The organism is Duganella paludis (assembly GCF_054461335.1).
Genome location: NZ_CM136922.1, coordinates 1796507 through 1809754, shown reverse-complemented (window position 1 = coordinate 1809754; position 13248 = coordinate 1796507). Strand labels below are relative to the sequence as shown.

General features: G+C 65.3%; 8 protein-coding genes. 5 read left to right on the top strand and 3 right to left on the bottom strand.

Going from position 1 to position 13248, the window contains the following annotated elements; genetic code table 11:
• Nucleotides 1-139: 139 nt before the first annotated feature.
• Nucleotides 140-2218, bottom strand: a complete 2079-nt coding sequence (locus ACXZ1M_RS08100; RefSeq protein ID WP_459052662.1) for a hypothetical protein — start codon at nt 2216-2218, stop codon at nt 140-142.
• Between the two features lie 180 nt (nt 2219-2398).
• Between ACXZ1M_RS08100 and ACXZ1M_RS08095 the strand changes: the two genes are divergently transcribed.
• The 5 genes from ACXZ1M_RS08095 to ACXZ1M_RS08075 all read left to right on the top strand — a co-directional run bounded on the left by ACXZ1M_RS08095 (nt 2399) and on the right by ACXZ1M_RS08075 (nt 9588).
• Nucleotides 2399-2752, top strand: coding sequence for a hypothetical protein (locus tag ACXZ1M_RS08095; protein WP_459052661.1), 354 nt, complete (start codon nt 2399-2401; stop codon nt 2750-2752).
• A gap of 88 nt (nt 2753-2840) precedes the next feature.
• Entirely contained in the window at nt 2841-5261 is a 2421-nt protein-coding gene (locus ACXZ1M_RS08090) for a catalase (RefSeq protein ID WP_459052660.1), read from the top strand.
• 101 nt (nt 5262-5362) lie between these two features.
• Nucleotides 5363-6994 carry an MFS transporter gene (locus ACXZ1M_RS08085; protein ID WP_459052659.1) on the top strand — a complete coding sequence of 544 codons (1632 nt, stop codon included), beginning with the start codon at nt 5363-5365 and terminating at the stop codon, nt 6992-6994.
• 18 nt (nt 6995-7012) lie between these two features.
• A complete protein-coding gene (locus ACXZ1M_RS08080; protein ID WP_459052658.1) occupies nt 7013-8209 on the top strand; it encodes an HlyD family secretion protein in 1197 nt (398 codons plus the stop codon).
• On the top strand, nt 8206-9588 hold the full coding sequence (locus ACXZ1M_RS08075) for an efflux transporter outer membrane subunit (RefSeq protein WP_459052657.1): 1383 nt from the start codon (nt 8206-8208) through the stop codon (nt 9586-9588). Before ACXZ1M_RS08080 ends, ACXZ1M_RS08075 begins: the two co-directional genes overlap by 4 nt.
• A gap of 95 nt (nt 9589-9683) precedes the next feature.
• Here the strand turns inward: ACXZ1M_RS08075 and ACXZ1M_RS08070 are convergent, their stop codons facing one another.
• Both ACXZ1M_RS08070 and ACXZ1M_RS08065 read right to left on the bottom strand, forming a co-directional pair.
• Entirely contained in the window at nt 9684-10142 is a 459-nt protein-coding gene (locus ACXZ1M_RS08070) for an AraC family transcriptional regulator (RefSeq protein WP_459052656.1), read from the bottom strand.
• Nucleotides 10114-13248, bottom strand: coding sequence for an efflux RND transporter permease subunit (locus tag ACXZ1M_RS08065; RefSeq protein WP_459052655.1), 3135 nt, complete (start codon nt 13246-13248; stop codon nt 10114-10116). Before ACXZ1M_RS08065 ends, ACXZ1M_RS08070 begins: the two co-directional genes overlap by 29 nt.

The following is a 13248-nucleotide window of genomic DNA, read 5'->3' as shown; positions in this document are numbered from 1 at the left end:
CGCGATTTGCCGGGCAAATTGTCTATGGGTTCCCGCTTGCGCGAGAACGACGGAGCCGGGGTTATTGACCGGTTCCGATGCTGCGGGTAGCTGCGGTGGCGTTCACCGCGCCTACTGCGGGAATGACGGCAGTGGCGGTTTACGGTGTGCGCGCGTTGGTGCCGGCGACGTCGTTGATGTTGTAGGCGGCGATGGCTGCAGCCAGTGCGGGATTGGCGCGTAGTGGATCGGTCGGCGCGTTGGCGGCATCCTGCGCTGCCGCCAGTTGGGCCGCGCGGATTTGTTCGGCGGCCGCCGACTGGGCTGCGGAGGCTTGCTGGGCGGCGTTGGCTGCGGCTGCGGCCTGTTGCGCCGCGCTGGCTGCGGCGGCGTTGGCGGCGGCCAGGTTGGAAGCGGTTTCCCGCGCGGCGGCCACTTGTTGTGCGGCGACGGTGGCGGCGGTTGCCGCATCGGCGCCGGTAGCGTTGCTTTGGGCTGCACGTGCTTGCGCTGCAGCTGCATTGGCGGCGGCGTTTTGGGCGGCCAATGCGTCTGCAGCGTTTTGCGCAGCTTGCGCCTGAGCCGCTGCCGCTTGTGCTGCCGAGTTGGCGATGGCCACTTGCGCGGCGGCGGTTTGCGTTGCTTCGGCCTGCTGCGCCGGCGTGGCGTTTGGCGGAACGTTGATCGCGCCTTGGGCCGCGTTCTGCGCCGCGATGTACTGCTGCTGCGCAGCCTGCGCGGCGACGGCGGCATTGTTCACACTTGCAGTGGCCTGCTGGCGCGTGGCCTGAGCCTGCGCCGCAGCCTGCGCCTGCTCGGCGGCGGACGGCGCAGTCGCAGTCTCCTGCGCCTGATTAGCAGCAGCCTGCTGCGCTTCCTGCGCGGTCTGCGTCGCCGCAGTGAGTTGCGCCTGTTGCGCCCCAGTCTGCTGCGTTCCCTGAGCGGTCTGCGTCGCTGCCGCGCGTTGCGCCTGTTGGGCTGCGGTCTGCTGCGTTTCCTGAGCGGTCTGCGTCGCTGCCGCGCGTTGCGCCTGTTGGGCTGCGGTCTGTTGCGCTTCCTGAGCGGTCTGCGTCGCTGCTGCGCGTTGCGCTTGTTGCGCTTCCTCGGCAGTTTGCGTCGCGGTGGCGCGTTGCGCTTGTTCGGCGGCGGTTCGCGTTGCTGCGGCTTGTTGGGATTCCTCGGCCGCAGTTGGCGCGGTGGCTTGTTGCGCTTCGTCCCGGGCCGCTTGCGCGGCGGCGGTTTCGCGGGCCTGTTCTGCGGCTATCTGATTGGCGGCGAGGGTCTGCTGCAGCGACGTCACGCCAGCCACCTGCGCCTGCTGCGCGTTCTGGGCCAGCGTCGCCGCCTGCTGCACGCGCGCCTGTTGCTCGGCCTGCGCCTGCTCCAGTTGCTGCTGCTGGGCTAACGCTGCCTGCGTCTGCTGCTGTTGATTGACGATCGGCGACGGCGTCTCCTGCTGCTGCACATTGACCGGCTGCTCCAACTGCGCACGCTGCGCCGCCAGCCGGTCGGCGATGGTCTCCGGCAGCGGATTTTGCGACAAGGTATCCAACGTCGCACGCGCCAGATCCAGCCGCGCATTGGCGGCGACATCGGCAGGTGTCAACGCCGGCTGCAGGGTCGGATTCAAACCGGGAATCTGCGAACTGCCGGCAGCACTCAACTGCTCGGCAAAATCGGTGGCGATCTGGCGGAACGTGTTCAGCGTATTTTGCAGCGTCGACGTGGTCTGCTCATTGTTCGCATTGACAGCCGCGCGCAACCGCTCCGGCTCCAGCGACAAGCCGCCCGTCAGATCCGACAACAACGGCGGCTGCAAAGTCACGCCCACCTGCGCCAGATTCTGCGCCTGCGAACTGGCGCCATCATTATTCTGCTGATTCAGGCTGCTAACCAAATTGTTGAGCAACGAAGCATCCTGCACCTGCTGATCGAAACCCACAGAAGGCAGCAGGTTGAACGAATCCACCACATTCTGCACCGCCGCAGCCACCGTTTCCGCACGCTGCGCATTGTTGCCCTGCGTTTGCGACAGTTGTTCCTGCGCATTCGTCACGGAGAGCAGGAAGCTGGCCACGGGCGACAAGTCTACCGTCACCGAACTGGCAGGCGGCGCATCAAGGGCCGAGCCCACCGCATTGATGGTGGTCCCGTTGACGGCCGAAGTTTCCGCAGTACGGCTGACCGGCTGCAGTTCCGCCGCTGCCGACGACGACGTTAATGACGAGATAGGAAACATGCCGCTCTCCAAAATAGGTTTGCCTCACCTGTAGCATGCGCCTGCAAACACGCCTGTGTCCGTGTGCCAGTTCACATAAGCGGGGCATTTGACCGAGGGTGCGGTCCCGCACGGTCAAGCGTGCCTGATGCGCCTATCGTTGCAGTTCCCTACCTGCACACACAACGAGAGGATCACATCATGGAAAACACCATCGACACCAAAATCAACAGCACCCGCGACGGCGTCACCCAAATCGGTAAAGACCTGCGCGCCGACGCGCATGCCACCATCGATAAAGTCGCAGAAAAAGTACCACCAGCAACTGAACGACTGGCCGGCCAAGCCCACACCGGCGTCGACAAAGTTGCCGACACCGTAGAAAGCACCTCCGACACGCTGGCCGCACGCGGCAAACAACTGGCGGAAACCGCAAAGAACCTGACCGAATCGAGCCGCAACCACGTGCGCGCCAGCCCGGTGATCTCGGTACTGGTGGCCGCCGCCGCCGGCTACGGCATCTCCAAACTGCTCGGCTCCCGCAGCAGCAAATAATTTCTCCAGCCCGTCCGGTATCGCTTCCGGGACGACCGGCAGCGCCCCAGGACGGGCGCCGTTTCGTCTACAGGTTTAGAGGATATCCATGGCTAATAGTAAAAAACCGCCGGCTTCCGTAATGGGAGCCGGTTCTGTATTGAGCACCGTTTCAGGACCGTCGTCACCGGACACGCCGGACAGTCTGGGAGGCGCCAGCCCCCTGGAGCAGCTACTGCTACGCAAAGTCGAAGGCGGCCAGCAGGTCGCCGCAAGCATGCCTTTCAACGCCAACAAGCCAGGCGAACATGGCGACGCCGCACGCACACCGCAGCCGGGACAGACCTGCCCCGTGCCGCATCCTGTCGCCGCCGCCAGTACCGCTAGCGAAACTAGCGCATCGCCCAAAACCGGCAGCGGCACGCCGCCCGCCGGCGTTTGCCCGGCCGGTGACCTGGACCGCGTGCGTGCCGATGCCGGCGACCAGCGCCTGACCACCAATCAAGGAGTGCCGGTGGCGGACAACCAGAATTCGCTCAAGGTCGGCCTGCGAGGCCCGACCGCCATGGAAGACTTCATCCTGCGCGAAAAGCTGACCCACTTCGACCACGAGCGCATTCCCGAGCGCGTAGTGCACGCGCGCGGCTCGGCGGCGCACGGCTACTTTGAAAGTTATCAGGATCTGAGCGCCGTCACGCGCGCCGCGCCGTTTGCCGCCGCAGGCAAACGCACGCCGGTGTTCGTGCGCTTCTCCACTGTCGCCGGCGAACGCGGCTCGGCAGACACCGTGCGCGATGTGCGCGGCTTCGCCGTCAAGTTTTACACCGACGAAGGCAACTGGGATTTGGTCGGCAATAACATGCCGGTGTTCTTTATCCAGGACGCGATGAAATTCCCGGACCTGGTGCACTCGGTCAAACCGGAACCGCACCACGCCATGCCGCAGGCATCGAGCGCGCACGACACCTTCTGGGACTTCGTCTCGCTGATGCCCGAATCGACGCACATGCTGATGTGGCAGATGTCCGACCGCGCCATCCCGCGCAGCTACCGCACCATGCAGGGCTTCGGCGTGCATACCTTCCGCCTGGTGAACGCCGACGGCGAGTCGGTGTTCTGCAAATTCCATTGGAATCCGGTGGGCGGCACGCACTCGCTGGTGTGGGATGAAGCGGCCAAGATCGTCGGCGCCGATCCGGACTTCCACCGCCGCGATCTGTGGGAAGCCATCGAAGCGGGCGCCTATCCGGAATGGGAACTGGGCCTGCAGATCTTCACCGAAGAGCAGGCCGCCGAATTCCCGTTCGACGTGCTGGACCCGACCAAGATCGTGCCGGAAGAACTGGTGCCGGTGCAGGTGGTCGGCAAGATGACGCTGAACCGCAATCCGGATAACTTCTTCGCCGAGACTGAGCAGGTAGCCTTCTGCACCGCGCACATCGTGCCCGGCATCGACTTCTCCAATGACCCGCTGCTGCAAGGGCGCATCCACTCGTATCTGGATACGCAGATCAGTCGCCTGGGTGGTGCCAACTTCCACGAGATTCCGATCAACGCGCCGCTGGCCCCGGTGCACAACAACCAGCGCGACGGCATGCATCGTCAGGCCGTGCATCGTGGCCGCGTGTCGTATGAACCGAATTCGCTGGGCGGTGGCTGTCCGTTCCAGGCCGGCATGGCCGGCTTCACCACGGCCTTCAGCCGCATGCCGCAACCGCCGGAAGATAAGGTGCGCGGCAAGCCGGAACTGTTCGCCGACCACTACTCGCAGGCCCGCCTGTTCTGGATCAGCCAGACGCCGGCCGAGCAAGCCCACATTGTCAACGCTTTCCGCTTCGAGTTGAGCCGCGTGCAGACGCTGGCTGTGCGCGTGCGGCTGCTGTCCATGCTGGCCAATGTCGATCCGATCCTGGTCGAAGGCGTGGCGCAGGGACTGGGCCTGGAAGTGCCGCCGGCGATGCCGCTGGCGACCGACGCGCCGCCGCCGCATTACGAGCCATCGCCGCCGCTGTCGCTGCTGGCGCGTCCCGGCGCCACTGGCGCCAAAACGCGCAAGGTGGCGATTTTGGCCGCTCACGGCGTGGATGCGGCCAGCCTGAAGGCGATCTACGCCGACTTGCTGGCGGCCGGCGTGGCGCCGCGCGTGGTGGCCGCGCAACTGGGGCAACTGGTGGCGAGTGACGGCAGCAAGATCGATGTCGAGATCTCGCTGGAAGCCGGACCTGCGGTGCTGTATGACGCGGTGATCGTGGCCGATGGCGCCGACAGCGCAGCCGCACTTGCCGGCGATGCGGACGCCCGCGATTTCGTGCGCCTGCAATTCAGGCACTGCAAGCCTATCCTGGCGGTGGGCGCGGGCAAGGACCTGTTGTCGGCGGCCGGCGTGCCGACCACAATGAAGGACGGTTCGGCCGATTCGGCGCTGTGGTGCGTGGAGGCGAGTGCCGTTGACGGCGCGCTGGCAGAATTCAAGCAGGCCTTGGCCAGCCATCGCGACTTCCAGCGCGAGACCGATGGCGCACCGCTGTAAGATCATCCTGTACTATTGAAGTATTCAACAATGGCGAGCATAGTGATATGCTCGCCATTGTGCATTTCCGGCCACATTTTTCTATTCTGGACACCTGACGCATGGACGTTTACGCCCCCCAAGTCTGGCAGCCCCACGAGCGTCCTCTTTTGCCGGGATCGCCGTCCACACCGTTACACACGTTTGAAAAGCGCATCGCCTATCTGGTGGTGGGCTTCATCGTCGCCATTACCGGCGGTTTGGGGAACGCGCTGGTGTCGGTCAACCTGCCGTACCTGCAAGGATCGCTGGGCGTGTATTCTGCGGAGATCCAATGGCTGCCGGCCGCTTACGTGATGGCGAACGTCTCCATGAACCTGTTGCTGGTCAAATTCCGCCAGCAGTACGGACTGCGGCTGTTCACCGAACTATTCCTGCTGCTGTACGCGGCGGCCACGGTGGCCCACTTGTTCGTGCATGGATTGGCGTCGGCCATCGCGGTGCGCGCGGCGCACGGCATGAGTGGCGCGGCCCTGACCACGCTGGGACTGTACTACACGCTGCAAGCCTTCCCGGCGCAGCACCGCCTCAAGGGCGTGGTGCTGGGCATCGGCTTCTCGCAACTGGCGATACCGATGGCGCGGTTGTTTTCGTCGGAGCTGATGGAGTTCGGCGAATGGCGCGGCTTGTACTTCTTTGAACTGGGGCTGGCGCTGTTATCGCTGGCCTGCGTGCTGTTCCTCAAGCTGCCGCCCGGTGACCGCATCAAGGCTTTTGAGAAAATGGACTTCGTCACCTTCGGCCTGTTCGCGTCCGGCGTGGCGCTGCTGTCGGCGGTGCTGGCGCTGGGACGCACGGTGTGGTGGCTGGAATCGCGCTGGCTCGGTTACAGCCTGGTGGGCGCGATCGTGCTGATTACGGCGGCGCTGGCGGTGGAGCACAATCGCAAGCGGCCGCTGCTCAATACGCGCTGGCTGACCAACGCCAACATCGCGCGGCTGGCCTTGTCGGTGCTGCTGATCCGCGTGGTGCAATCGGAGGCCAGCGGCACGGTGGGCTTCCTGCAGGCGCTAGGCCTGAACAACGATCAAATGGTGGAGCTGTGGTGGATCGTGATGTTCGGCGCGATCGCCGGCATGGTGGTCAGCGCGCTGACGATCACGCCGGCGCGCATACCGGGGCAGCTGATCTTCTCGGTGGGGATGATGGCGCTCGGCGCTTACCTCGATGCGGACGCCACCAACCTTACGCGGCCGGCCGATATGTACCTGTCGCAGTTCCTGCTCGGCTTCGGCGGCGCCATGTTTGTGGGGCCGACTTTTGTATCGGGCTTTGGCGCGGTGATCGCGGCGCCGAATAACCTGGTCAGCTTCTCGGTCATGTTCAGCATCACGCAAACGCTGGGCAGCCTGCTCGGCACCGCGCTCACCGGCACCTTCCAGGTGTGGCGCGAGAAGTACCACTCCAGCATACTGGTCGAGCATCTGACGCTGCTTGATCCGCTGGTGGCGGCGCGCATCCAGGCTGGCGGGCCGCAAGGCCTGGCGTCGCTGGGTGCTTCGGCCACGCGCGAGGCCAACATCCTCGCGTATAACGATGTCTTCCTGGCGATCACCGTGCTGGCGCTGCTGACCATGGCGTGGCTGCTGGGGCGTCACCTGTGGACGATATGCGTGGTCTGCCAGCCCAAGCAGGCGCACAATGCGCAGACCGGCATGGCCAATGTCTCCCTGAATAACTCGGGCTCCCGTTGAATCACCTGATGAAAAAACATGGATAAAAATACGCCGGACAACGCATCAACTTCGGAAACCCGTGTGGCGGCGGTGGCCGCCGCAGCGGCGGCAGCGGCAGTGGCGGCAGCGGCGCCAAGCGCGCCGCCGCCCGACCGGCGCGCGCAGGTCATCTCGGCCATTTTGTTCTCGATGGTGGCGCTGGTGGGCGTGCTGGTGGTGCTGTACGCGTGGCGCCTGCCGCCGTTCAGCAGCGCCATTGTCTCCACCGAGAACGCGCTGGTGCGCGGGCAGGTGACGCTGATCGGCACGCAGCTACCGGGCTATGTGGTGGACGTGAAGGTGCAGGACTTCCAGCTGGTGAAGCAGGGTGATTTGCTGGCGCAGATCGACGACCGCATTTATCAGCAGCGCTATGAGCAGGCCTCGGCGCAGCTGGCGGCGCAGAAGGCGGCGCTGGACAACTGGGCGCAATCGCATCGTACTGCGGAAGCGGGCGTGCTGTTGAACCAGGCCGCGCTGGCCAATGCGGAGGCGCAGGCGTCGCGTTCGGTGGCGGATCTGAAGCGGGTCGATTCGCTGGCGGCGGATGGTTCGCTGTCCTTGCGCGAGCAGGACTCGTCGCGGGCGGCGCGGGCGCAGACGGTGGCGGCGGTGTCGCAGGCTCGCGCTAGTCTGGATATCGCGCGGCAGCAGGTGCGCACGGTGGCGGTCAACAAGCAATCGCTGGAGGCGGCGGTGGCGGCGGCGGAAGCGGCGCTCAAGGCGGCCAAGGTGGATCTGGATAATACGCGCATCACGGCGCCGGAGGATGGCCAGCTGGGGCAGGTCACGGTGCGCAAGGGCGCTTACGTGAACACGGGCGCGCAGTTGATGGGATTGGTGCCGAAGCAATTGTGGGTGATCGCCAATCTCAAGGAAACGCAGATGAACAATGTGCAGGTGGGACAGCCCGCCACGTTCAAGGTGGACGCGCTCGATGGCGCGCAGCTGACCGGCGTGGTGGAGCGGATTTCGCCAGCCACCGGATCGGAGTTCGCGGTGCTGCCGGCCGATAACGCCACCGGCAACTACGTCAAGATCGCGCAGCGCATACCGGTACGGATACGGATCGACGCCGGCCAGGCCAAAGCGCGCCGGCTGGCGCCGGGCATGTCGGTAACGGTCAGTATCGATACCTCGGTGCAGGTGGACGAGACCGCGCGTACCGCACCGGCGGGCGGAGCCAAACCATGAGCGCAGTCTCGCGCCACACCGCAGCCGCGATGGCAATTGCGGTCATGCTGGCCGGCTGCGCCGCGAAGGTCGCACCGCCGGCGGCGTCCACCTTGCAGGTGCCTGCCGCCTGGCGTAGCGCGGTGGAAGGCCATGGCAGCGGGCCGGTCGCGCGCGAGTGGTGGCAAAGCTTCGGCGATCCCGCGCTGACGGCGCTGGTGAACCAGGCGCTGGAAAACAACGGCGACCTGCGCATCGCCCGCGCCCGCGTCGCCCAGTACCGCGCGCTGGTGGGCGTCGCGGAAGCAGGACAGAAAGCCGACGTCATCGTCGACAGCGCACCAACGCGCACGCGCCAGCTAGCCTACAACGGCGTGCCCTACGTGACAAATGTCTACCAAGCCGAATTCCAGGCCAGCTACGAAATCGACGTGTGGGGCCGCCTGGCCGCGCTGACCGACGCCGCCACCGCCAGCTATCAGGCCGAGCAAGCCAACGCCGACGCGGCGGCGCTATCAATCGCCGCCACGGTCGCATCGGGCTATCTCAACCTGCGCGGCCTGGACGCGCAACTGGCGCTGACCCAAGCCACGCTCAAGCTGCGGGAACAATCGAGCAAGCTGGCGCAGAAGCAGTTCGAAGTCGGCTACAGCTCGCGGCTGGAATGGCTGCAGGCGCAAGCCGAATACCAGACCACCGCCGAACAGGTGCCGCAGTTGAAACGCCAGATCTTCGAACAGGAAAACGCGCTCTCGATACTCACCGGCGGCAATCCAGGCCCGATCGCGCGCGGCATCGACCTGGCGCAACTGGCGCCGCCGGATGTACCGGCAGGGCTGCCGTCGGAATTGCTGCGCCGCCGTCCGGACATCGCGCGCGCCGAGTACAACCTGATCGCCATCAACGCCAACCTGCAGGCCACGCGCGACCAACTGCTGCCGTCCTTCAAACTGACGGCGGTGGGCGGTGTACAAAACCTGAAATGGCACGACTTCGTGAACGCGCCGACGGCGCTGTGGCGGCTGACGGGCGCGGTGGCCGCGCCGGTATTCGAAGGAGGGCGTGTGCAGAGCCAGACCGACTCGGTGGCGGCGCAGCGCGACCAAAGCATCTACGCGTATGAGAACGCAGTGCGGGCGGCGTTCTCGGAAACCGAGAACGGCCTGGGCGCGATCGCGCGTTTGAAAGAGCAGGCGGTGCAGAACGACGCGCGCCGCGCGACGGCGGCCGAAACGCTGCGCATCGCGCACAACCGCTACAGCAACGGCTACGCCTCGTACCTGGAAGAGCTGGACGCCCAACGCACGCTGTTCACAGCGGACGTCGGGCGCTTGCAGTTGAAAACGCGGATGCTGGTCGCCTCGGTGGACCTGTACCGCGCCATGGGCGGCGGCTGGTAAAAAACCGGGGTCAGTTCTGCCAATCGGACACGAGCCCAACCGTAGCAGCCGCTACGGTTGGGCTCGTGTCCGATTGGCAGAACTGACCCCGGTTTTTATTTGACCGGAATGCAGAGTTCCGCTTCGAAGATGCCGGTGGCGGGATCCATTACGTAGTCGGCCGGGTAGCGTTCGAAGCAGACGCCTTGGTCCGCTTTGCCTTCGGCGTGCAGTTGGCCGAAGAATTCACCCCACGCCGCCGGCACGTCCGCGCCGGTGCCCTTGAAGGACGCCACCGCGTAGCGGCCCGCAGGAATGCTGCCTTCCTGCGCCGGCGCCTTGATCGGATATTCCGCCGACACTTCCACGCAGGCGTCGTAACGGCATTCGTTCGCCGGCGTGGTGCTCGGGTCGTCCTGCGCCACGCCGTAGGTTACCTTGCCCACCAGGCCGTAGGCCTTTTGCCACGGCGTGAAGACTTCTTTCCAGAATTCGCCGATGGCGGCGCCGAACGGGCCTTTATAGCGCAGGTAGGCGACGCGGACTTCAGGCAGTTCTTTTATTTCGTACTTCATGCAATTCTCCTTGATCGTCATGCTGGACCGGCGGCTGCTTGCGCAACTTGCGCAGCATGCGCTTCATCCAGTGTTCAAAATCGTCGACGTAGGTGAACACCGCAGGCACCACCAACAGGCTCAATAGCGTCGAAGTTATCAGGCCACCGATGACGGTGATCGCCATCGGTGAGCGGAAGCTCGGATCGGCGCCCCAACCCAGCGCCAGCGGCATCATGCCCGCGCCCATGGCGATGGTGGTCATCAGGATCGGACGGCTACGCTTGTGGCAGGCATCCACCAGCGCATCGAAGCGGCTCATGCCGGCCTGGCGCGCCAGAATAGCATAATCAACCAGCAGGATCGAGTTCTTGGTGACGATCCCCATCAGCATGATCAGGCCGATCATCGACGGCATCGACAGCGCGCTGTTGGTGATCAGCAGCGCCACGAACGCGCCGCCGATCGACAGCGGCAGCGCCGCCAGAATCGTCGCCGGCTGCATGAAGTCCTTGAACAACAACACCAGCACGCAGTAGATGCACAACACGCCGATCAGCATGGCGATGCCGAAGCTGGCGAACAGCGAGGCCATTTCCTGCGTATCGCCCAGCTCCGCGATCTTCACCGAGGCCGGCAGGTTTTTCAGCGCCGGCAGCGCACGCGCTTCGTCGTTGACTTCACCCAAGGCGCGCTTGCCCAGCTCCACTTCGAGCGTGACGTTGCGGCTGCGGTTCAGGCGATTGATCTGCGCCGGGCCGCTTTCCATGGTGATCTCGGCCACGGTGGCCAGCAGCACAGGGCCGTTCTTGCCCGGCACCGTCAGGCGGCCGATGGCGTCCAGGTCGGCGCGCACGGCGTCCGGCAGCTTGACGCGGATCGGCACCTGGCGCTCAGGCAGGTTCATCTTCGTCAGGTCGGTGTCGTAGTCGCCGGCGGTGGCTACGCGCACGGTCTGGCCGATGGAGGCGGCGGTCACGCCCAGGTCGGCCGCCTTGGCGAAGTCCGGACGCACGATGATTTCAGGACGCACCAGCGATGCGGTCGAGCGTACATTGCCCACGCCTTGCAGCGTGCGCATTTCGCGCTCGGCTTTTTGCGCGGTTTCCTTCAGCGCCACCGGGTCGTCGCTGCGCAGCACCAGTTGCATCTTGACGCCGTTGTCGGCCGGGCCCACCTTGAAGCGCGCGCCGGGAATGGCGTCCATCTTGTGGCGGATTTCACCTTCCAGGTCGGCCATCGATTCCTTGCGGTCGGTGCGGTGCGCGGTGGTCAGCGTCAGCACGGCGCTGCGCGCTTCGGCCGCCGCACCCGGTGCGAAGGCGTCGCCGCTGGAGCCGCCGCCGACGGAGCTGAATACCGATTTGATGCCCTTGACTTCCATGGCGGCCACTCGGGCGCGCTCGGCCACCACCCTGGTTTCAGCCAGCGTGGAACCGGGCGGCAGTTCGAGGTTGATCTGCGTTTGCGCGCGGTCGGCCGCCGGCACGAAGCCGGTCGGCAGCAGGCCCACCAACATGATGGAGCTGGCGAAGAACACGGCGGCGGCAATCGCGGTCACCAGGCGGTGCGACAGGCACCAGCGCATCACGGCGATGTAACGCGCCATGATGGGACCATCTTTCTCTTCCTCGTGCGCTTTCGGCTTGAGGATGTAGGCCGCCATCATCGGCGTCAGCAAACGCGCCACCACCAGCGATGCCAGCACCGCGATCACGGCGGTCCAGCCGAACTGCTTGAAGAACAGGCCGGGAATGCCGCTCATGAAGGCGGTCGGCAGGAACACGGCCACCAGCGCGAAGGTGGTGGCGATCACCGCCATGCCGATTTCGTCGGCCGCTTCCATGGCCGCTTCCATCGGCGTTTTACCCATGCGCAGGTGGCGCTCGATGTTTTCGATTTCGACGATGGCATCGTCCACCAGCACGCCGACCACCAGGGCCAGCGACAGCAGGGTGACGGTGTTGAGCGTGTAGCCGAACAGGTAGATGCCGAGGAAGGCCGGCAGCACCGACAAAGGCAGGGCCGCCGCAGCAACCACGGTGGCGCGCCAATCGCGCAGGAACCACCACACCACCAGCACCGCCAGGATGGCGCCTTCATACAGCAGCTCCATCGAGCCTTTGAAGTTTTCTTCGACCGGATGGGCGTTGTCGATCACTTGCGTCAGTGCGACCTTGGGATTGGCCTTTTGCAGTTCCTCGATGGCGGCACGGGCGTTCTTCGCCACCTCGGTTTCACTGGCGCCCTTGGTGCGGAAGATTTCGAAGCCGATCACCGGCTTGCCGTCCTGCAGGGCGATGGCGCGCGGTTCGGACACGGTGTCGGTGACCGTCGCCACCTGGTCCAGGCGCACGCGACGTCCGTCCGGCAGCGGCAGGTCGATGGCGGCCAGTTCGGCCGCGCTCTTGACGGTGGCGATGGTGCGCACCGATTGCTCGGCGCCGCTGATATCGCCACGGCCGCCCGGCGCTTCCTTCTGCACCAGGCGCAGTTGGCGCGACACGTCCAGCGCGGACACGCGCAGCGCGGCCATGCGGCCGTCATCCAGTTCCACGCGGATTTCGCGGTACACGCCCCCCACGCGCTTGACTGCACCCACGCCGGGCACCGACAGCAGGCGCTTGGCGACGGTGTTGTCGACGAACCAGCTCACTTCCTGCTCGTCCATTTTTTCGCCGGAGGTTGCGGCGGCTGCGGCGGTGAAGGTCAGCACCACGCGGCCGGCGGTGGATGCCTTGGTTACGTTCGGGTCGCGCAGCTCGGCCGGCATGTCGGCCTTGACGCGGGCCACGGCGTCGCGCACGTCGTTCACGGCGTCGGAGATATTCTTCTCCAGGATGAATTCCACCGTGGTGGTGGACACGCCGTCGAGCACCGTGGTGTAGATGTTCTTGACGCCTTGCAGCGAGGCCACCGAGTCTTCGATTTTGCGCGAGACTTCGGTTTCCAGCTGCGCCGGCGCGCTGCCGTCCAGCGTCGCGGTGACGGTGACGATGGGCAGTTCGATGTCCGGGAAGTCCTGCACCGGATTGGCCTTGTAGGCCATGAAACCCGCCAGCGACAGCAGCACGAACAGCATGATCGCCGGGATCGGGTTTTTGATGGATAGGGCGGAGAAATTCAT